The 20671-nt window shown below is 66.6% G+C and carries 25 protein-coding genes and 2 tRNA genes; 23 read left to right on the top strand and 4 right to left on the bottom strand.

Translation table 11 applies throughout. From position 1 onward, the window contains the following. From VHS75_RS22620 to VHS75_RS22610, 3 genes are all read right to left on the bottom strand, one after another. Positions 1-573: hypothetical protein (locus VHS75_RS22620; protein WP_329640890.1), on the bottom strand; the 573-nt coding region annotated here is incomplete at its 3' end. Positions 574-585: 12 nt separating this feature from the next. After that, positions 586-852, bottom strand: coding sequence for a hypothetical protein (locus VHS75_RS22615; protein WP_329640889.1), 267 nt, complete (start codon positions 850-852; stop codon positions 586-588). Positions 853-893: 41 nt separating this feature from the next. Then, entirely contained in the window at positions 894-1118 is a 225-nt protein-coding gene (locus tag VHS75_RS22610) for a DUF2188 domain-containing protein (RefSeq protein ID WP_329640888.1), read from the bottom strand. Between the two features lie 209 nt (positions 1119-1327). On the opposite strand from VHS75_RS22610, the gene VHS75_RS22605 reads away from it, so the two are divergent. The 4 genes from VHS75_RS22605 (at position 1328) to VHS75_RS22590 (ending at position 3777) form a co-directional block, all read left to right on the top strand. Beyond that, positions 1328-1879, top strand: coding sequence for a hypothetical protein (locus VHS75_RS22605; RefSeq protein ID WP_329640887.1), 552 nt, complete (start codon positions 1328-1330; stop codon positions 1877-1879). Further along, positions 1876-2310, top strand: coding sequence for a hypothetical protein (locus tag VHS75_RS22600; protein WP_329640886.1), 435 nt, complete (start codon positions 1876-1878; stop codon positions 2308-2310). The genes VHS75_RS22605 and VHS75_RS22600 overlap by 4 nt, the downstream gene beginning before the upstream one ends. Continuing rightward, entirely contained in the window at positions 2307-3071 is a 765-nt protein-coding gene (locus VHS75_RS22595) for an ImmA/IrrE family metallo-endopeptidase (protein ID WP_329640885.1), read from the top strand. Before VHS75_RS22600 ends, VHS75_RS22595 begins: the two co-directional genes overlap by 4 nt. A gap of 445 nt (positions 3072-3516) precedes the next feature. Next, entirely contained in the window at positions 3517-3777 is a 261-nt protein-coding gene (locus VHS75_RS22590; protein WP_329640884.1) for a DNA-binding protein, read from the top strand. 374 nt (positions 3778-4151) lie between these two features. Here VHS75_RS22590 and VHS75_RS22585 read toward each other — a convergent pair. After that, positions 4152-4226: transfer RNA gene (locus VHS75_RS22585), tRNA-Thr, on the bottom strand. Positions 4227-4579: 353 nt separating this feature from the next. On the opposite strand from VHS75_RS22585, the gene murA reads away from it, so the two are divergent. From murA to VHS75_RS22490, 19 genes are all read left to right on the top strand, one after another. Next, positions 4580-5872, top strand: coding sequence for a UDP-N-acetylglucosamine 1-carboxyvinyltransferase (gene murA, locus VHS75_RS22580; protein ID WP_329640883.1), 1293 nt, complete (start codon positions 4580-4582; stop codon positions 5870-5872). Positions 5873-5876: 4 nt separating this feature from the next. Beyond that, entirely contained in the window at positions 5877-6323 is a 447-nt protein-coding gene (locus tag VHS75_RS22575) for a DUF2948 family protein (protein ID WP_329640882.1), read from the top strand. Positions 6324-6371: 48 nt separating this feature from the next. Continuing rightward, a complete protein-coding gene (gene hisD / locus VHS75_RS22570; RefSeq protein WP_329640881.1) occupies positions 6372-7655 on the top strand; it encodes a histidinol dehydrogenase in 1284 nt (427 codons plus the stop codon). Between the two features lie 74 nt (positions 7656-7729). Further along, positions 7730-8743 carry a fatty acid desaturase gene (locus tag VHS75_RS22565; protein ID WP_329640880.1) on the top strand — a complete coding sequence of 338 codons (1014 nt, stop codon included), beginning with the start codon at positions 7730-7732 and terminating at the stop codon, positions 8741-8743. Between the two features lie 146 nt (positions 8744-8889). Next, entirely contained in the window at positions 8890-9369 is a 480-nt protein-coding gene (locus tag VHS75_RS22560; RefSeq protein ID WP_329640891.1) for a UPF0262 family protein, read from the top strand. 6 nt (positions 9370-9375) lie between these two features. Then, entirely contained in the window at positions 9376-9900 is a 525-nt protein-coding gene (locus VHS75_RS22555) for a low molecular weight phosphatase family protein (protein WP_329640879.1), read from the top strand. Between the two features lie 75 nt (positions 9901-9975). Beyond that, positions 9976-10194 (top strand): translation initiation factor IF-1, encoded by a 219-nt coding sequence (gene infA, locus VHS75_RS22550; protein ID WP_111458197.1) that lies wholly within the window; start codon positions 9976-9978, stop codon positions 10192-10194. Between the two features lie 15 nt (positions 10195-10209). Further along, positions 10210-10797 carry a Maf family protein gene (locus VHS75_RS22545; protein WP_329640878.1) on the top strand — a complete coding sequence of 196 codons (588 nt, stop codon included), beginning with the start codon at positions 10210-10212 and terminating at the stop codon, positions 10795-10797. Next, positions 10794-11837, top strand: coding sequence for a ribonuclease E/G (locus tag VHS75_RS22540; protein WP_329640877.1), 1044 nt, complete (start codon positions 10794-10796; stop codon positions 11835-11837). The genes VHS75_RS22545 and VHS75_RS22540 overlap by 4 nt, the downstream gene beginning before the upstream one ends. Then, positions 11834-12004: a DNA gyrase inhibitor YacG gene (locus VHS75_RS22535; RefSeq protein ID WP_329640876.1), complete on the top strand. Its 171-nt coding sequence runs from the start codon at positions 11834-11836 to the stop codon at positions 12002-12004. Before VHS75_RS22540 ends, VHS75_RS22535 begins: the two co-directional genes overlap by 4 nt. A gap of 65 nt (positions 12005-12069) precedes the next feature. Continuing rightward, positions 12070-12145, top strand: a tRNA-Phe gene (locus tag VHS75_RS22530). Positions 12146-12610: 465 nt separating this feature from the next. Next, the gene (locus tag VHS75_RS22525) at positions 12611-12961 is read left to right on the top strand and encodes a helix-turn-helix transcriptional regulator (RefSeq protein ID WP_329640875.1); all 351 of its coding nucleotides are present in this window, start codon (positions 12611-12613) and stop codon (positions 12959-12961) included. After that, complete coding sequence (locus VHS75_RS22520; protein ID WP_329640874.1) at positions 12958-14262, top strand: type II toxin-antitoxin system HipA family toxin; 1305 nt, start codon at positions 12958-12960, stop codon at positions 14260-14262. Before VHS75_RS22525 ends, VHS75_RS22520 begins: the two co-directional genes overlap by 4 nt. 490 nt (positions 14263-14752) lie before the next feature. Next, positions 14753-16273, top strand: coding sequence for an FAD-dependent oxidoreductase (locus tag VHS75_RS22515; RefSeq protein WP_329640873.1), 1521 nt, complete (start codon positions 14753-14755; stop codon positions 16271-16273). Between the two features lie 138 nt (positions 16274-16411). Continuing rightward, positions 16412-16762, top strand: coding sequence for a hypothetical protein (locus VHS75_RS22510; RefSeq protein ID WP_329640872.1), 351 nt, complete (start codon positions 16412-16414; stop codon positions 16760-16762). Between the two features lie 159 nt (positions 16763-16921). Beyond that, positions 16922-17758, top strand: a complete 837-nt coding sequence (locus tag VHS75_RS22505; RefSeq protein ID WP_329640871.1) for an SDR family oxidoreductase — start codon at positions 16922-16924, stop codon at positions 17756-17758. Positions 17759-18545: 787 nt separating this feature from the next. Then, positions 18546-19442, top strand: coding sequence for a MotA/TolQ/ExbB proton channel family protein (locus VHS75_RS22500; protein WP_329640870.1), 897 nt, complete (start codon positions 18546-18548; stop codon positions 19440-19442). A 5-nt stretch (positions 19443-19447) separates the two neighbouring features. Then, positions 19448-19885: a biopolymer transporter ExbD gene (locus tag VHS75_RS22495; protein ID WP_329640869.1), complete on the top strand. Its 438-nt coding sequence runs from the start codon at positions 19448-19450 to the stop codon at positions 19883-19885. A gap of 11 nt (positions 19886-19896) precedes the next feature. Next, complete coding sequence (locus tag VHS75_RS22490) at positions 19897-20616, top strand: energy transducer TonB (protein WP_329640868.1); 720 nt, start codon at positions 19897-19899, stop codon at positions 20614-20616. Positions 20617-20671: the final 55 nt, after the last annotated feature.

The following is a 20671-nucleotide window of genomic DNA, read 5'->3' as shown; positions in this document are numbered from 1 at the left end:
CGAGCGGCTCCGCTGCCGCCCAGCCCGCCGGAGAACGACCCAGATCACCCAGCTTACCCGCGCTAAGACGTCACGGTTTGTTCGGTAACATCTGCGGGTGAGGCAATACGGGGGGTCAGATCCGGATGTCGCTTGATAGACGAATCCGCCTTCCGAAGCCTTCTTCCGCAAATGGAGGCTGTAAATTGCTCGCGCGATCGCTTCGTCCGAGAACGACAGTGTCAACCGGGCGTGAGCGAAGAGATTTCGGATTTCCCGGATCGTGTGCAGATCAGCGCGCGTATTGGGACCATAGATTTTGAAGGCAAAGGCAAGATCGATCTTCGCGGAGAAGCTCGCCAATACACCTCTCGTCGAGAACAGCGCTTCTCGATCACCCGCACTTAGGGTCCGCATCCAGCCCAACAGGGCGTCTTCCAAGGAACGATCTAGGATCGACGCCACCACAACCGCGACGGCGCGATCACTCGCTGTCTTTAGCTCCTCCGCCAGCGCCCCGATGCTTTCGGACGTATCGTCGCCCCGTGCTCGTCGCTTCAGCGACGCGAGCGGTCTGGCCTTCTGGTTTGCCACGACGTTCCCCAACTAATTGAGCGTGTAACGCTGCCACGGGATCGCCCCAAGCGGGGTGCTGGCCATGAACCGGGCGATGTCCGGCCGGCCGAACCACTTGGCGCGGCCGCCGGAGTCTTGTCCCATCAGGATGATCGGCATGCCAGGAAATGCGCGGCCGAAGCTCCCGATCGCCTGATTGGCGGTATGGGGATTGTCGACCACGTGCCTCTTCACCACGACCACTGCGAACGTGAGGCCCTGCTCGCGAATGACTGCACCTTCAAACTGCACTCTCATCTCCTAAAAAAGGGCCGCGCCGTGAGGCGCGGCCCGTGGAATCAGCCCTTCGGCGGGAAGGGGTCGTTGCCGAAGCTGTCGCGCTCGCGGATTTGGCCATTGCGGCCATGGATCAGCAGCTCGCTCGCTTGGTTCTGCGCGATGTTGCGAGCGTGTTCGATCGCCTCGCGCTGGGTCTCGTGGACCGCCGTCACGCGGCTGTTGCCGGCGCCCCGGACAGCCCAGTCGCCGTTGTGGGGAACGACGTGTTGGTTCTTGCCTGACATGGAAATCACCTCCTTCCTCGCCGGTGTGGGTTGTGCTGGATCGCGAGTTCAGCCCCGATCGCCTCAAGTTGGCTTTCAAGGACGTAGGCTGGCGAATGTGCCGGCTCAGACATGCCGACGAAATTTCTCGCAATTTGTCCGAGGTCGGTGACCAGTGAGCCTATGCGGTTGGGACCTGGCAAGGGCGGTACGGCGTGACGGCGGCTTCTTTGAGCACCGACGAAGTCCGGGACGCGATCGCCGCGCTCACGACAGCGGAACTCATTCGCCTGCAGAAGGTGGGCGCGATCTATGCGGTCGGCGTCGGGGTTGAAGGCTTGGACGTCGTCAACGAGGCCGTGAGCCGAGCGCTTGACGGTACGCGGACCTGCCCAAGGGACGCGCCTGTGCTGATCTTCCTCATCAACGCCATGCGCAGCATGGCGTCATCGGAACGTACAAAGGCGAAGGAGGAGCCTGTGATGGAAAGCATGAGCTCTACCCTCGACGATGGCCCCGCGATCTTGGAGCCGCTGGCTGAGGGCAGGAATGTCGAGGACCTGCGACTAGCGCGCGAGGATGCCGAAGCGCGCCTCAAGGCCCTGGAGGAGATATTCGTCGATGACGATGACGCCCAGCTCGTGGTGATGGGTGATCTGGACGGCCTGGATGCCGATGAGATCCAGACCCTCGGCGGCTGGAGTGCGCAGGCATACGCGACGATCCGTCGGCGCGTTCGGCGCAAGATCACCGCTAGGTATCCGAGGGGATGGGTCCAATGACCCGCAAGCCGACTGAGGGGCCCGACCTGTTTCTGCTAGCCAATGCGCTCGTCGACGATCTGATGGCGCTTTCCGACGATGACCTATTGCGCGAGGTGCGAGAGGACGAGGGGGATCCGGAAAGGCTGGCGACCGAAATGCGCGAGCAGCTTCAGGCCCGAGTTGTCCGCGAGAACAAGGCCCGACTGGTAAACGCGCGCAGCGCCTTGAACATCGCCCGCGCCGCGCGCGCCGGCGCCAATGTGATCAGCCTGCCGCTAACTCAGAAGCAGCAGATCCTCAGCAAGTTCGCCGCCGCCGACGGGCGCTTGCGCGAGCGCCTGACCATGGCCGCGCGGAAGGGTGAGGGCGCAACGGAACGCGAGATCGATGACATCCTCAAAGACCTAGTGGATCTTGGAGCGATCGACGACGAGGGCAATCCACATTGAGAGCGCCCACGCCGGCGGAGAAACTGCTGCTCAGCCTTGGCATCGATTCCGCAAAGGAAATCGATGTCGAAGCCATCGCATGGGATGCCGGCGCCGAAGTGCGTTTTGCCGAATTGGACAGCTGTGAAGCTCGGATCATCGGCTACGGAAATCGCGCGATCATCACCGTGGAGGAGCGCTCCATACTGCCCCGAAAGCGGTTTTCAGTGGCGCACGAACTGGGGCACTGGAAATATCATCGGGGCCGCTCCTTCGTCTGCCGCAAGGACGATATCGGCAACCAACTGAAGGGACCGACTGATCCGGAACGCGTGGCGGACAGCTACGCCGCTGACTTGCTGCTCCCGTCTTTCCTGTTCGTACCGATGGCAGCGAAAACCCGAAAGGCGACCTTTGAGGCCATCGACGAGATCAGGGCGGAGTTCGGGACCAGCAGAACCGCCACGGCCTTGCGCATGGTTGATCTCGGACCAGAGCCTGCAATGCTCATCTGTCACGGCGCCCAGAAACGTCGCTGGTTTCGCCGCGGAGATGATGTCCCTGATCGCTGGTTTCCGCGCGACGAAATTGATGCGGAGTCTGCGGCAATGGACGTGCTCCACGGACACTGCGAGCGCACGCCGCGCACCCTGATCGGCGCGGACGCCTGGTTCGATCGGAGAGATGCCGAACAGTATGAGGTTTTCGAGCAGACGGTCCGCATGGCTACGGGTGACGCGCTTACGCTGCTGACGTTCAAGTCCTTGGCTATGTTGACTTAGGACGGCCTACACAGGTCCTGCACAGTGGATTTCGCCTTGATTTTTCGCAATAAATACATGAGGATAGGAAATCCCAATCTCCCGCAAGGGGAGACCAGAACGGCCCCAGCCCTTCCAAAAGACCACCGGTCCTACGCTCAGAGCAATCCCGCGACCCGCAGAACCCACCCAACCACGACGCTGAGCACAATGCCGGTCAGCAGGCCGCGGACGAAGGCGCCATGCCGCTCCCACCAGATGCGGTTGGCCCTATGCCTTTGGGCGCGATCATTATGTCTGCGGGAGAGTGCCACGCATCCATTTGCCCGCAATCGACGCCGTCGGCCATCCTCGGCGGGTAGACTTACGCCTTTCCGGCCGAGCCCGCGCCGCGATAGGTGAATCGGATGCCGTTCTTCGTTCGCGCGGTTGCGGATGCGATCGAACGGTGCGCGGAGGACTTGGTATGTTTGAAGGCGCGCCCCTGCCGCCCCGCCTGCTTCGGACCAACGAGGCCGGGCGCTTCCTGGGCCTGTCGGGGCGGACGCTTGAGAAGCATCGAACCTACGGCACTGGTCCGACCTATCGGAAGATCGGCGGCCGGGTGGTCTATGTCATCGACGACCTGCAGAGTTGGGCCGATCGCGGCGCCAAGTCATCAACGTCCGATCCTGGCAACGGTCGCGTCCTGCCGGCGCGTCCCCGGCAGCCCCGCGCGTTCGGCTGACCGGCCTTGTTCGCACGCGAGAAGGTGGGCGCTGAGCACTCGCCGATGAGGCGCCTGCCATCCCCCCCGCGCCAACGGCGGACGCTCGCCTGACGGCTTTTCGCTTAGCGCCGCAACAATTTCCAACACTTGGGCATGACCTGGACCTCGGAGTGTCCGGCGATGGCGTAGATTTCGGCTGAGACCTCGACGCAGCAGCGGGCGCGAAACTCTCTGCGAGTCGCTGGAGGCGGCCCGCAAGTCCCGGAAATAAGCGTCGTGCGCAGACTGGTTTGGCGGGTCGTGCTGCTGCCCATGCGCTGCCCAGCCCATTTTCAGCAACAACTTTAGTCAATTGGTGGTTCCCCAAGTGTTTGATTTCACTTGGGGAACCATGGTGCCACGACAGGGATTCGAACCCTGGACCTCAGCCTTACCAAGGATGCGCTCTACCACTGAGCTATCGCGGCGAATGGCGAGGCGCGGCTATAGCCAACGCGGCGGGCCGCGTGAAGCCCCAATCCGCGCGGGGGCGTCTTGACGAGCGGGACCGAGCGCCGCACCCCTGGGCAATGCCGCCCGCAGACAATCCCCCGAAACGACCGCCGTCCGAACGGGAAGCCAAGCTCGCGCAGGCGCTGCGGGCGAACCTCCGTCGACGGAAATCCGGGGACGGCGCGAAGCCGCCCGCCCGGAATGACGGGAAAAGCGGGGAGGAGGGCTGAGGGGGCCTTTGCGCGGCGCCCTGGCGCACGCTAGATATCGCCGTCGCGCCGCCATCACGACTCCCTCGAAACAACGCGGCCGCCTCGAAGGATTGGGATTGGACCGCATCGCCATTACCGGCGGCGCGCGGCTGCAGGGCGAAATCCCGATCAGCGGCGCCAAGAACTCGGCCATCAAGCTGATGGCGGCGAGCCTTTTGACCGAAGAGACCCTGCGGCTGACCAACATGCCGCGCCTGGCCGACACCCGCTTCCTGGGCAAGCTGTTGCAGCGGCTCGGGACCGAGGTCGTGGAGGCCGAAGGCGAGGACGGCCCGGAGACGCTGCTTCGCACGTCCGAGATCACCAGCGGCTTTGCGCCCTACGATCTGGTCCGCCAGATGCGCGCCTCGTTCAATGTGCTGGGCCCGCTCTTGGCGCGGACGGGGCAGGCCAAGGTCTCGCTCCCCGGCGGCTGCACGATCGGCGCGCGTCCGGTGGACCTGCACCTGAAGGCGCTCGAGGCGCTGGGCGCACGGATCGATCTGCATGAGGGCTATGTCTACGCCCAGGCGCCGGGCGGCCTGAAGGGCGGCCGCATCGATTTCCCGTTCAACTCGGTGGGGGCGACCGAGCACGCCATGCTCGCCGCGGTGCTGGCCGACGGCGAGACGATCATGACCAATGCGGCCTGCGAGCCGGAGATGATCGACCTGGCCGAATGCCTGAACGCCATGGGCGCCAAGGTTGCCGGCGCGGGCACGTCCATCATCCGCATCCAGGGCGTCGGCCGCCTGCATGGCGCGACGCACGCGGTGATGCCCGACCGGATCGAGACCGGCACCTATGCGGTGGCGGCGGCCATGGCCGGCGGCGAGGTGCGCCTGACCCGCACGCGCAGCGATTTCATCCAGGCCCTGATCGACAAGATGGTCGAGGCCGGCGTCGAGGTGACGCCGCATAACGACGGCCTGACCGTGCGCCGCAACGGCGCGCTGTTGAGGGCCGTCGATGTCGAGACCGGCGTCTATCCGGGCTTCGCCACCGATCTGCAGGCGCAGTTCATGGCCCTGATGACGCTGGCCGACGGCGAGAGCGTGATCAAGGAGACGATCTTCGAGAACCGCTTCATGCATGCGCCGGAGCTGTCGCGCCTGGGGGCCGACATCAGCGTGCAGGGCGGCGAGGCCCGCGTGCGCGGCGTCGCCAGCCTCACCGGCGCTCAGGTGATGGCGACCGACCTGCGCGCCTCCGTCGGCCTGGTGATCGCCGGTCTGGCGGCGCGCGGCGAGACCATGGTCAACCGCGTCTACCACCTCGACCGCGGCTTTGAGCGGCTGGAGGAGAAGCTCGGCGCCTGCGGCGCGCTTATCCGGCGCATCAAGGGCGACGGCGAGGGCGACGAGGACTGAGCCCATGCCCAAGCCGAATGAGCCGAAGGGCAAGATGGGGCCGCTTCGTCTGCTGGCCCAGGACGCCGACGACCTGGCGATCATCTCCGCGGCCATGCAGGACGCCGTCGCCAAGGTGGGCGACATCTCCTACGAGCCCAAGGCGCGGGTGCTGACGGTGGCGTTCAACCGCTATTGCTGGGAAGGCGATGGCGGCGTGCGGGTTCGCTCGGCCCTGCAGCTGGGCAGCGTGCTGAAGGTCCAGGCCCGAAAGATCCGGCGCGGCGCGCGCGACGCGGTGCTGGAGGTGCTGGCCGTGAGCTTCGACGCGGGCGAGACCCCTGGCGGCCTGGTGACAATCAGCTGCGCCGGCGGCGGCGACCTGCGCGCCGAGGTGGAATGCCTCGACGCGGTGCTGGCTGACGTCTCCGAGCCCTGGCCGACGCCGCGCGCGCCGGCCCACGGCGATTAGCCGCGCAGCATGGCGCTCCGCCATCCGCGCCGCTAAAGGACCCGCGCCATGCGTCGCTTCCGCTTCACCGACCCCGATTTTGAGACGGCCTTCGCCGCGTTCATCGAAGAACGCCGCGAAACCCCGGAAGAGGTCGACGCGATCGTGCGCGACGTCATCGCGGCGGTGCGCGCCGAGGGGCTGACCGCCTTGCTGCGGTTTGCCAAGGATTTCGACCGGATCGAGCTGGACGAGCACTCGATCCGCGTGAGCGAGGCGGAGATCGAGGCGGGCGCCGCGGCCTGCCCGCAGGCGGTGCGGGACGCCATCGCCTTCGCGGCCGAACGCATCCGCAGCTATCACGCCCGCCAGCGGCCCGCTGACCTGCATTTCACCGACGAGGCCGGTGTCGAGCTGGGCTGGCGCTGGACGGCGCTCGAAGCGGTCGGGATCTATGTGCCGGGCGGGCGCGCCGCCTATCCGTCGACAGTCCTGATGAACGCCGTGCCGGCCGCCGTCGCCGGCGTCGAGCGGATCGCCATGGTCACGCCACCGGGGCGCCTGCAGCCGGCGGTCCTGGCCGCCGCGAAGGCGGCGGGCGTGCATGAGATCTGGCGGGTCGGCGGGGCGCAGGCCGTGGCCGCGCTCGCCTATGGCGCGGGTCCGATCCGGCCGGTCGACAAGATCGTTGGGCCCGGCAACGCCTTCGTCACGGCGGCCAAGCGGCGGGTCTATGGCGCGGTCGGCATCGACGCCCTGGCCGGACCGTCGGAGATCGTGGTGGTGGCCGATGGCGCCAACAAGCCGGATTGGATCGCTGCCGACCTGCTGTCGCAGGCCGAGCACGACCCGGCCGCGCAATCCATCCTCATCACCGACGATGAAGCCTTCGCCGCGAAGGTCGAAGCCGCGGTCCTGGACCAGCTTTCGGCCCTGTCCACCGGCCAGGACGCCGCGGCGTCGTGGCGCGACCACGGCGCGGTGGTGATCGCCCCCCTGGAGGAGGCGCCGCGCCTGGTCGACCGCATCGCTCCCGAACACGTCGAATTCGCTGTCGAAGCGCCGGAGCGGCTGGCCGACCGGGTGCGGCATGCTGGCGCAATCTTCCTTGGTCGTCACACACCTGAAGCCATCGGCGACTATGTTGCCGGCTCCAATCACGTGCTGCCGACGAGTCGCGCGGCGCGGTTCTCCTCGGGTCTGTCGCTCTATGACTTCATCAAGCGGACCTCGATCGTGAAGTGCGACGAAGCCGCCTTTGCGCGGCTCGCGCCGGCCACGGTGGCCTTGGCGGAAGCCGAAGGGCTGCCGGCGCATGCGCGATCTGCGGCAATTCGCCTGGGCCAGGGTTGAACCATTGGCCCCAATCAAACCTTGTTTGAGGTGCAATGCGCACGTCATCCGATAGCCCCAGCGAGAGCCCGACGATGGCTTCCGAGACGAGACCGGCGCGAGACTGGTCGAAGATTCTTGCGCCCTACAGGGATCCGAAGACCAGCCGCAGCGTCTTCGAGATCATCGTCACCGTGGCGCCGCTGCTGACCCTTTGGGCGATCGCCTGGGCGCTCCACGCGCGCGGCTGGTGGTGGGCGTCATTGCTGCTGACGATTCCCGCCGCCTTCTTCCTCGTCCGGCTGTTCATGATCCAGCACGACTGCGGCCACGGATCGTTTTTCCGCAATCGCCAGGCGAATGAGTGGGTCGGCCGGATCGCCGGCGTCTTCACGATCACGCCCTATCACTATTGGCGTCAGACCCACGCCTTGCACCACGCCACGTCGGGCAACCTCGACCGGCGCAGCGGACTGGGCGAGATCGAGACCCTGACGGTCGAGGAATACCGGGCGCTGCCGTCCTTGCGGCGGCTCGGCTACCGGCTCTATCGCCATCCCCTGGTGATGTTCGGACTGGGGCCGGCCTATGTGTTCCTGATCAGCCAGCGCGTTCCCCTGGGCATGATGCGCCAGGGCTGGCGGCCGTGGGCCAGCGTGATCGGCAATGGTCTCGCCGCCGCGGCGGGCCTGGCGGGTCTGGCCTGGCTGTTCGGCGTCGCCCCGGTGCTGATCGTCAACGTCGTGACCATGCTGCTGGCCGCCACGATCGGCGTCTGGCTTTTCTACGTGCAGCACCAGTTCGAGGGTGCGGCCTGGACGCGCAACAGCCTGTGGAGCCGCGACGAGGCCGCCCTGGCGGGAAGCTCCCACTATGACCTGCCGCAGCCGTTCCGCTGGATGACCGGCAACATCGGCATCCACCACGTCCATCACCTGTCGAGCCGGATCCCTTTCTACCGCCTGTCGGCGGTGTTGAACGATCATCCGGAACTTCGGGCCATGAACCGCCTGGGCTTCCTGGAGAGCTTCCGTTGCGCGCGGTTGACGCTGTGGGACGAGGCGGCGGGCAAGCTGGTGTCCTTCCGCGAGGCCCGCGCAGCCGCCTGACCGCCGACAGATGTTTGGGTCTCTGACACGCCCGGCGCATCTCGCGCCGGGCGTATTTCTTTATGGCCTTGGCGCGCGTTCGCAGGTGCGGGATGACGCGGGGGGGCGGAATGCCATAAAGCGTGGCCTACGCCCCCGGGACGCCCATGGCCGACGACGACCGCCAGATGCACCGCCTGCAGAGCGTCGAGCTCGACGAAGAGTCGCTCGCGGCGGTCTCGCGCGACCAGGAGCAGGAACGCCAGATCGCGATCTTCGACCTCTTGGAAGAGAACAATTTCCACCCGGACGGCGCGGCGCAGGGGCCTTACGACCTCAAGATGGGGCTGGTGGAGAACCGTTTGGTCCTCGACGTGCGCGGGCCTGGCTACGAGAAGCGCCACATCCTGTCGCTGTCGCCATTCCGCAGCCTGATCAAGGACTACTTCCTGATCTGCGAGAGCTACTACCAGGCGATCCGCAACTCGACGCCCGCCCAGATCGAGGCCTTGGACATGGGCCGGCGCGGCCTGCACAACGAAGCCTCGGAGCTGCTGCAGACCCGCCTGGCCGGCAAGGTCGACACCGACCTGGACACCGCGCGGCGTCTTTTCACGCTGATCTGCGCCCTGCATTGGCGGGGTTAGGCCCAGATGCCGACTGACGTCCCGCCGCTGGCGCCCGGCGCGGTGCTCTTTGCGTGCAACTTCAACCAGGTCCGCTCGCCCATGGCCGAGGCGCTGCTGAAGCGCCTGGTCGGCACGCGGGTCTATGTGGACAGTTGCGGCCTGAAGCGCCCGGCCATGGTCCACGACGACTCGCGTGACGAGGACGTCGAGGCCGGCGTCGATCCCTTCGCCCAGGCCGTGATGGCCGAAATGGGTTTGGATATCACCCACTACCGGCCGAAGACCTTCGGCGACCTGGAGGATTCCTCGTTCGACTTGGTGGTGTCGCTGACCCCGGAGGCGCATCACCGCGCGGTGGAGCTGGCGCGCAGCCGCGCGGCGGACATCGAATACTGGCCGACCCACGACCCGACGCTCACGGAGGGCTCGCGCGAGGCCCGGCTCGAGGCCTTTCGGCAGGCGCGCGACAGCCTCGCACGCCGGATCGCGGAGCGTTTCGGCGACCTTGCGGCCTCGCCCATCGACCTCGCCCCGGACCGTGCGCTATAGTTGAAGGCTCTATCCGCGGCTCGCGACCTGACCTAAGGACGCGGGCCGTCATTTTATCCTCGGTTTGGAGCCTGCATGGCGAAAGAAGAATTGTTGGAATTCCCGGGCACGGTCAGCGAAGTCCTGCCCAACGCGACCTTCCGCGTGAAACTTGAGAATGACCACGAGATCATCGCCCACACCGCCGGCAAGATGCGTAAGAACCGCATCCGCGTGTCGGCCGGCGACAAGGTGCTCGTGGAGATGACGCCCTACGACCTCACCAAGGGCCGCATCACGTTCCGCGTCCGCTAGACGCGCCCGGCCGAAGTGCCGCAATCGCCGCCGCGCCTGGTCCTGGCCTCCGCAAGTCCCCGGCGGCTCGATCTTCTGCGCCAGATCGGTCTGCCGCCCGACGTGGTCGAGGCCGCCCAGGTCGACGAATCCCCTCTGAAGGATGAGACGCCGCGCCGGCTCGCCGGGCGCCTGGCCGCCGAAAAGGCGGCCGGCGTGGCCGCGCGCCATCCCCACGACTACATCCTGGCGGCCGACACCGTGGTCGCACTGGGCCGACGGGTCCTGCCGAAGGCCGAGACCGCAGCCGAGGTCGCCGATTGCCTGAAGCTGTTGTCCGGGCGCGCGCATCGGGTGCTGACCGGCGTCTGCGTCGTCGCGCCGGGCGGACGGCGCGGGCAGCGGCTGGTGGAAACCCGGGTTCGCTTCAAGCGCCTGACCGGCGCCGAGATCGATCGCTACCTCGAAGGCGGCGAGGGGATCGGCAAGGCGGGCGGCTACGCGATCCAGGGACTTGCGGCCGCCTTTGTCACGGAACTCTCGGGCTCCTATCCCGGCGTGGTCGGCCTGCCGCTCTATGAGGCGTCGAGCCTGCTCGCCGGCCTGGGATATCATCGGCCATGAGCGAGCGGCGCGCCTATCTGGACCGCGGCCTAGGCGAGACCCGCGGCGTCGTCACCCTCGACGGCCGGCCCGAGCGGCTGCTGATCCGGCGCGACGACGACGAGCCGCGGCTCCTCATCGGTGCGCGGCTGGTCGCGCGGGTGGCGAGCCTGGAGCCGGCGCTGGGGACGGCCTTTCTCGATCTGGGGCAGGGCGCGGAGGCCATCCTGCCGTTCAAACCGGATGCCCGGCCGGTCCGCGGCCAGGCCATCGAGGTCGAGATCCGCAGCGAGCCCCGGCGCGGCAAGCTGGCGATCGCCCGCTTTGTGGGCCCCGCCGAGGGCGCCCCGAAGCTGATCGCGGCCGCGCCGGACCTGGCCATCGAACTGGCGGCGCTGTCGCACGGGGCCAGCCTGGTCGAGGGAACATCGGCGCGTCAGGTGGCCGATGAGGCCGAGGCCGAGGCGCTGGAGGTCCTCCACCCCGTGCCCGGGGGCGGTCAGATCGCCATCGAGCCGACCCGCGCGCTCACCGCCATTGATGTCGACCTCTCCGACCGCAAGGGCGGCGACGCCAAGCGCGTCACCCGCCAGGCCAATCTGGCGGCGCTCGGCATGGCCGCGCGGCTGCTGCGGCTGAAGGGGCTGGGCGGGATCGTGGTCATCGACCTGGTCGGACGCGGCCATGACGGCCATGCGCTGCTGGCCGCGGCCCGCGCCGCCTTCGGCCCCGACAATCCCGGCGTGGCCATCGGGCCGGTGGGACGGTTCGGCACTATGGAGCTCTCGTTGCCGCGGCGGGTGCGCCCGCTCGCGGAGCAGCTTTGCCGCGAAGATGGCGCCCTGAGCGACCGCACCTTGGCCCAGCAGCTGATCCGCCGGCTGCAGGCCGAGGCCGCCGCCCAGCCCGGCGCCCGCCTGACCGCCGCCTGCAGCCCTGCGATCGCCACAGTCGCCGAACCTTTTGCGCGCCTGCTCGCCGAGCAGATCGGCGCCCGATTTTCGATCACCCCTGACCCGGCGCGGTCGCGCGAGCGCCTCGATGTGGGGTTTGCCCGATGAGCGAGCCCAAATGCCCGATGTGCGGCAAGCCGGTCGACCCCGACCACCGGCCGTTCTGTTCCAAACGATGCGCCGACCTGGACCTGCACCGCTGGCTTGGCGGCCACTATGCGATCCCGGGTTCGGACGATCCGGACGCCTCCGGCGAGCCATCGCAGGACGACTGATCGCGCTCGCTGGACTTCCGAAAGCGGCTCTTCTATAGACGCGGCTCCCCGCGACGGCGGCCTTCGCCTGGGTAGCTCAGTTGGTAGAGCAGCGGATTGAAAATCCGCGTGTCGGTGGTTCGAATCCGCCCCCAGGCACCACCCCGTTCCCGAACAAGAACAATCCTCTAAAAGACGGGCCTCGGAACAAAGGGGCATTTCGGCCCCAGATTTTTGACGCCCTTTTTCATTTCGAGATTTATCAGGATATTCAACGACATGTCGGAGTTTTTCCCGATCTGTCGGAATGCTCTGAGCCAACATGACTCCCTCTTTTCTCCCGAGAGTTCGTTGGACATTCTCTATTTCCAGGCGGCGCTGAGTCGCGGCGTCTGTTGATGTCCAGGGGGACGATCTATGGCCGCGGATCATCAGCCGTTGCGGTTCGCTGCCTGGCGCCGGTTTTCGGTCAGGTCTGATTTGCGCATAAGTCGTCAAATATGGCGAGTTATGAGGTGTGGGGTCGATAAGTCGCCAAAGATGACGAGTTACGGAGATATGCATTAATTCGCCAGAATTGACGAGTTAACTTGATATTTTGGCTTAAATCGCCATATGTGGCGAATTATGAAATACGGACCCCTCGCCACCGATCAGCTCATCGCCGCGGACCTCGGCCGCCGGCTCGAGGCTGAGCGCCTCGCTCAGGACCTGACCCAGGCCCAGTTGGCCGCCCAGGCCGGGGTGTCCAAGCGCACCGTCGAGCGTCTGGAGAACGGGGACTCCAGCACCATCTCCAATCTCATTCGCTGCCTGCGGGCTTTGGGCCGCCTTGAGGGGCTCAAGACCTTGCTGCCGGAACCGCAACCGAACCCGGTCTCGGTCCTGAAGCTACGCGGGAAGACCCGCCAGCGCGCGCGGCCGAGCGCCGAGGCCCGGCCGGCTGGAAAGCCTTGGGCCTGGGGCGATGAGCGGTGAGCACCCTGGCTGAGGTCAGCCTGTGGGACACCCCGATCGGGGCGGTCTCGTTGCCCGACGAGGGCGATGTGGCGACCTTCGCCTACACGCCGGAGTTCCAGGCCAGCGGCATTGAGATCGCGCCGCTGACGATGCCGTTGGGGCGGCGGACCTTCAGCTTTCCGGAGCTGCCGCGGCGGACCTTCCACGGCCTGCCGGGCCTGCTCGCCGATAGCCTGCCGGATCGCTATGGCAATCTGCTGATCGACGCCTGGCTGGCCAGCCAGGGCCGGCTCGGCGGCGACTTCAACGCGGTGGAGCGCCTCTGCTACACGGGCACGCGGGGCATGGGCGCCCTGGAGTTCGCGCCCGCCGAGGGCCCCCACCTGGGCGCCGCCACCCGCGTCGACGTGGGCGCCCTGGTGGAGCTGGCCTCGGAGGTGCTGAGCCACCGTGCGGACCTGCAGGTCTCGTTCGCGGGGAAGGAAAAGGCCGATGGTCTTCGCGACATCCTGCGGGTCGGCACCTCGGCCGGCGGGGCGCGCGCCAAGGCGGTGATCGCCTGGAACCGCGAGACCAACGAGGTGCGGTCGGGCCAGGTCGCGGCTGGCGAGGGCTTCGGCTACTGGCTGCTGAAGTTCGACGGGGTGACCGACAACCGCGACAAGGAGCTGGCCGACCCCAAGGGCTTCGGGGCGGTGGAGTACGCCTATTCGAAGATGGCCCGGGCGGCGGGGATTACGATGACGGACACCCGTCTGCTGGAGGAGAACGGCCGGCGGCACTTCATGACCGAGCGCTTCGACCGCCTGCCCGGCGGCGGCAAGCTGCACGTCCAGACCCTGACGGCTATGGCGCACTACGATTTCAACAACGCCCTCGGCTATTCCTACGAACAGGCGATGCTGGTGATCCGCCAGCTCGGACTGCCGACCGAGGTGGTGGAAGAGCAGTACCGGCGGATGGTGTTCAACGTCGTCGCCCGCAATCAGGATGACCACGTCAAGAACATCAGCTTCCTCATGGACCGCACGGGCGCCTGGAGCCTGTCGCCCGCCTACGACATCACCTGGAGCTTCAACCCGACCGGGAAGTGGACCCAGCGCCACCAGATGTCGGTGAACGGCAAGCGCGACGGCTTCGATCGCGGGGACTTCGAGGCAGCGGCGAAGGCGGCCTCGCTTAACGCCGCGCGCGCCCGGACGATCGTGGAACAGGTGCGTGAGGCGGTGGCCGCCTGGCCGTCGTTCGCGGACGACGCCCAGGTGAATGAAGGCCTTCGCCAACAGATCGACCCGACCCTGCGGCTTACCTGGGACTAGGGTAGTACTAGGGCAGTGAAACTGTAGCCGCGGGGTAGGGCGCCGGTACGCTACCAATAGGTATTGATACCCTATCGATTGGGGTAACCCGCGAGAGCCCACGCAAGGCGAAATGCTTCCACGTGGCGGTTCTGGCGTTCAGCACGACAGAAGGTGGTGGGGGTAAGGTTGCGTCCTTATAGAGCGTCGCCAGATCGACGGCGTCGTTCTCGTTGATGTTCCGCTCTTGGGTCCCGTTCAGCTGATGGATTGGCGGGCCATGCATCATCGGACCCTTCTGTGGGTGGCGCATACGCTGTTGGCGCTGGGCCTATGGCGAGCACCAGCTGACGACAATCCGACCGAGCCTCAACCGGCCGCGGGCTGATCTCGCGAAGGCCCGCGTCCTTCACGGCCGGCCCGGCTTGAAGATGGGCGGGACGGCCCCAAGTCTGACACCGTAAGGTCCCGCCAAACGGCCTATCCAGGATTCAACCCTCCGGAGCACGCCATGAGCACAGATCCTCAATCCGCCAAGGGCCAGGACTTTGGCGCCGGGCTTCGCTTGGACGCCGCGCCGCAGGAGGGTCTCGTGGCCGGCCATGTCGGCGACGATCCGGTGCTGCTCTGGATCAAGGACGGCGAGCATCACGCGGTGGGCGGCGCCTGCACGCACTACGGCGGCCACCTGGCGGACGGTCTGCTCGATGGCGACCGCATCCATTGCCCGCTGCACCATGCCTGCTTCAGCCTGCGGACCGGCGAAGCCTTGGCCGGGCCGGCGTTCGACAGCCTGGTGCGGTGGAAGGTCGAGATCGAGGACAGCGTCCTCTTCATCCGCGAGCCCCTCGAGGCCGCGCAGCCCATCCAGGCGCGGCAGGATACGGCGCCGGATCGGATCGTCATCGTCGGCGGGGGCGCGGCGGGCTTCGCCGCGGCCGAGATGCTGCGCCGTCGCGGCTTTGCCGGCAGCCTGACGATGCTGAGCGCCGACGACGCCGCGCCCTATGATCGGCCGAACCTCTCGAAGGACTATCTGGCCGGGACGGCGCCGGAAGCGTGGATGCCGCTCAGAGGCCCGGAGTTCTACGCCGAGCGCCGCATCGACCTGCGCCTGAGCACTCAGGTCGCAAGCCTCGACACCGCCGGGAAAGCGGTGGTGACGGCGTCCGGCGACCGCTTCAGTTACGACGTGCTCCTGCTCGCGACCGGCGCCGAACCCATCCGGCTTTCCACGCCGGGGTTCGACCTTGCCAACGTCTTCACCCTGCGCTCGATGGCGGACTCGCGCGCCATCGCGGCAGCGGCCGAGGGGGCCAAGGCGGTCGCCGTGATCGGCGGCAGCTTCATCGGACTGGAGGTGGCCGCGGCCCTGCGCCACCGCGGATTGGCCGTGCATGTCGTCGCGCCGGAAGCCGTTCTTATGGAAAAGGTCATGGGGCGCGACCTCGGCGCCTGGGTCCAGGCCCTGCACGAGCAGCACGGCGTCAATTTCCACCTCGGCGAAACCGGCGTGCGGTTCGATGGCCGGCGACTCGAACTTTCCGGCGGGACCAGCCTGGAGGTGGATTTCCTCGCGGTGGGGGTCGGCGTTCGCCCGCGCCTCGACCTGGCGACCGCGGCGGGGCTCGCCGTCGACAAGGGCGTGGTGGTCGACGCATTCCTGGAGACCAGCATCCGGGGCGTCTACGCCGCCGGGGACATCGCCCGCTATCCAGACCCGCGCTCCGGCGAGCTCATCCGGGTCGAGCACTGGGTGGCCGCCGAACGGCAGGGCCAGGCGGCGGCGCTGAACATGATGGGTGAGCGCGCGTCGTTTGTGGCCGTGCCCTTCTTCTGGAGCCACCACTACGACCGGGCGATCCAATATGTGGGCCATGCGTCCGGCGGCGAAGTCGCCGAGACGGAGGGCTCGATCGCCAGTGGCCATGCGACCGTGCGCTTCGAGCGGGACGGTCAATTGGCGGCGGCGGCGTCGATCGGCCAGCACGTCGAAAACCTTGAGGCTGAACGCGAGCTCTCGGTGGGGTAGGGCGCCGCTTGGACCTGTCTTGCCTGAGGACCCTGCGCCGTTGAGCCGGCGTCCGCCGTAGGACCCGCTCAGCGCCTTGCCGACGGTTGAAGGTGCAAGCGTAGCCTTAGGTGCTATCCTCCCAAGGGCGGCCATTCCATGCGCAGATCGATCGTCGCCGCAGCCGGGCTGGCTGCGATTTTCCTAAGCTGTTCGCCCGCCGTCGCGCAGCAATGTCCGATGGGGTCCTTCCCCTCGGTGGACAGCTTTGGCAACCGCGTCTGCCAGCGCATCGCCAACAGTGGCCCCGCCACCACCCAGACGCCGCGCGGACAGCAGTGTCCGAACGGCGCCTATCCGACCGTCGACAACTTCGGAAACCGGATTTATCGCTCGGAGGGAGGCTTCAACCAGCCGAAGACCGACTACTACGACACCAGCAAGGGGTGCCCGATGGGGATGTTCCCGTCGGTCGACCAGTTCGGCAACAAGGTCTGCAAGAAGTCGTAGGCCAGGGGCTGCGTCGCGCCGCGCACTGGACGACCAAGGCGCCGGAACCGCATCGCGGCGGCTGGTGACCTGGCTCGGGCTCCCTATGTCTGGGTGATGCAGGACGGCGGCTGATCCCCGGGACCTGATCCGGCCAACCGCATCTTCAGGAGCAACGGTATGACGAACAAGGTGTGGTTCATCACGGGGACCTCGAAGGGGTTCGGTCGGATCTGGGCCGAGGCCGCTCTGGCACGTGGCGACGAGGTCGTCGCGACCGCTCGGGACGTCAGCACGCTCAAGGACTTGGTGGACCAGTATGGAGACCAGGTGCTCGACTTGCCGCTGGACGTAGATGACAAGGCCGCGGTGGATGCTGCGGTCGCACAATCGATCTCGCATTTCGGGCGGATCGACGTGGCGATCAACAACGCGGGCTACGGCCAGTTCGGGGCCATCGAGGAGGTCAGCGAGGCCGAGGCGCGCGCCCAGATGGAGACCAACTTCTTCGGGGCGCTATGGGTGACCCAGGCGGTGCTGCCGCAGATGCGAAAGCAGGGGGCCGGCCACATCCTGCAGGTTTCCTCGATCGGCGGAGTCAACGCCTTCCCGACCATCGGGCTCTATCACGCCTCCAAGTGGGCGCTCGAAGGGTTCAGCCAGTCGTTGGCCGCCGAGGTGGCCGCCTTCGGCATCAAGGTGACGATCGTCGAACCCGCCGGCTACGCGACCGACTGGAGCGGGCCGTCCGCCAAGCGGGCGGCGCCGATTGCGGCCTATGACGACATTCGCGCCGCGCGGGCGGCGGCAAGGGCAAGCGCCAAGCCGGGGGATCCGGACGCGAGCGGGCCGGCGATTCTAAAGGTGGTGGATGCGAAGGATCCGCCCCTGCGTATCTTCCTCGGGACCGTGGGTCTGCCGATGACCAAGGCGGAATACGCCAAGCGGATCGAGACCTGGGAGGCCTGGAACGACGTTTCGGTCGAAGCGCAGGGCGATCTCGCGACAACAAAATGACCAGGCGTTCGGGCCCTGGTGTTATAAGGAGCGTCCCGTGCCCGGGGAACGTTCTGGGCGCCTGAATTCGGGGCAGGGGACGTTTTCCAATCGGAGGTCGCCCCTTCGGGACTCCGGGCGGCGTTTTCCAATCGCTGGACACGCCGGTGTTGATTTCAAACGCGGAAGCGGAGGATTGAAAATCCGCGTGTCGGTGGTTCGAATCCGCCCCCAGGCGCCACGTCCTTCGCACCGCGGCGCCGGCGGGCTTTTGGCCGCGGGCGGCGGCCTGGCTCCGGGGTCATGCGGGTTCAGCCGAAATTGACTGGATCGCGCCCAAAAGGCGCCAATTAACCCGGTACGGCGTACAGATTACATCTGTGAAATACATACCGCACCGCAGCATTAATTTCCCGTAAGGGTAGAAATTGTGCAGCTTCCTCTTCGATGAAGATTTGTGCAGTGCAGAGCGTCATGGGGCGCCATGGAACTTTCGCAAGACCCCGTTATCGTCTGCCCCCTTGACGCCTCATTAAGGGGTTGCCAAAGGACCCGAGCCGCAAGTCTAAGATAGCGGTGAGACCTCGGAGGCCCCCAAGGCTAAAGAGTTCGCCTCGCGCCTTCGAAACGTTGTCCCTGCACTCGTGTTGGGGCCACGCATTACGGGTCGCGGCGCAGCGACAGCGGCCTGACGTCAAGGACCGGGCAATCGGTTCAAGAGGTCGGGATTGTTTCAACTAGGGTGGAGACGCTCTCGCGCGACGACCCTTTGGCCACTCGTGCTAGACCAACCAGGAACTGGCGACAGATGTTCGACAACAAACTGAAGACCCCTTTCATTGCTCTCGTCGGCGCGGTCGCGCTGATGGCGAGTGTTCCGGCGTTCGCGCAGAACGCTGCTCCCGCCGCTCCGGCTCCGGCCGCCGCGGCTCCTGCTGCGGATGCTGCCGCTCCGGCCGCCGCCCCCGCCGCTGACGCACCTGCGGACGCGAGCCTGCCTCCGCAAATGAAGCACGCGGGCAAGATGGGCATCGGTACGATGTTCATGGACGCCAAGCCCGTCGTGAAGGTCGTGATGCTGGGCCTGTTGCTGGCCTCGGTGTTCTCTTGGACCTTGCTCATCACCAAGCTCCTCGAGTTCCGCGCCCTGAACCGCGTTTCGGACAGCTTCCTCGAAGCCTTCCGCGGCGCGAAGTCGATCAACGACATGGGCCGCATCGCGGTCGCTGAAGAATTCGACGGCAACCCGCTGGCCGACATGGCCGCCGCGGCCGCTCAGGAGATCGAGCTCAGCCGCCAGGCCGGGCTGCACGTCGCCGGGGAACACCGCGAAACCACCCTCAGCCGCGCCGAACACGCCGTGGCCGCCGTTCAGGCCTCGCTTACCCGGCGCCTTTCCAGCGGCATGCAGTTCCTGGCCTCGGTCGGTTCCAACGGTCCGTTCATCGGTCTGTTCGGCACCGTGTACGGGATCATGGACTCGTTCATCGGGATCGCGAACACCAACACCACCAACCTCGCGGTCGTGGCGCCCGGCATCGCCGAAGCTCTGCTGGCCACCGGTCTGGGCCTGTTCGCCGCCATCCCGTCGGTTATCTTCTACAACTACTTCCAGACGCGGATCTCCGCCTACGGCGCGCGTACGGAAGGCTTTGTGGCTGAACTGATGAACGCCATCTCCCGGCAGCTCGACAAAGGAGCCTAAGCCAGATGGGAGCCAAACTCGGGGGCTCAGGCGGCGGCAAATACGAGGAAGAAGCCAACAGCAGCATCAACGTCACGCCGTTCGTGGACGTCATGCTGGTCCTGCTGATTATCTTCATGGTGGCGGCCCCTCTGGCGGCCGTCACGGTGAAGGTCCAGCTTCCTCCCGCCGTCGCAAAGCCGGGCACAAACCCGCCCAAGCCGGTCTATATTTCGATCCAGCCCAACGGCCGGATCTTCATCCAGGACTTTCCGACGGACCTCGCCTCGCTTGGCGATGACCTCCGGAAGCAGGTGGGCGCAAAGCGCGATCCGACCCACGAGCGGATTTTCATCCGCGGTGACAAGGACGTGATGTACGGCGACTTCATGGGCGTGATGAACATGTTGCAGGACAACGGGTTCTACAGCGTGGCCCTGGTCGGCGAAGATAATAACAAGTGAGGCGCTGACGCATGGCCGATACATCACCGCCCGGCGCCGCCAGCCATCTGACCGGCAGCCACAATCCGTTCGACGATCCGCGGCCGAGACGCCAAAAGGGCTTCTGGATCGCCATCATCATCGCGATCGTGGTCCACGCTGCGCTCGCAATCTACCTGTGGACGAGCAAGTTCCAGCCGAACTTCAAGGAGTACTCGGACGACGTGACGGATGTGGCGCTGATCAAGCCAGTGCCGCCGCCGCCCCCGCCGCCTCCGCCGCCTCCGCCGCCGAACACGCCGCCGCCGCCGCCGCCCAAGCTGCAGCCCAGGCCGCCGGTCTCGACGCCTGACGTTCCGTCGATCCCGCCTCTGCCGGTTCCCCCGGTCGAGCGTCGGATCGAAGAGCCGAAGCCGCCGGCCCCGCCGCCCCCTGAGCCGCCGCGTCCGTCGGTGATCACCAATGCGGACTGGCTGCGTAAGCCGACCGCGGAAGACATGGCCAAGTACTATCCGGATCGCGCCACACGCATGAATCTGGAAGGCCGGGCCACGTTGAGCTGCACCGTGAACGCTCGCGGCACCCTCGACGCCTGCAGCGTCTCCGGCGAAGAGCCGGACTCCGCAGGCTTCGGCGACGCTGCGATGAAGCTTAGCAAGCTCTTCAAGATGCGCCCGATGACCAAGGACGGCGCACCTGTGGACGGCGGTAAGATCAATATTCCGATCCGCTTCCAGCTGCCCAAGGGCTGAGGCTCCTCCGACCGAATGGATCAGGCCCCGTGGCGCAAGCCCCGGGGCCTTTTTC

This window comes from Phenylobacterium sp., assembly GCF_036264965.1.
Lineage (GTDB): Bacteria > Pseudomonadota > Alphaproteobacteria > Caulobacterales > Caulobacteraceae > Phenylobacterium.
This window is presented reverse-complemented; position numbering and strand designations above follow the sequence as displayed.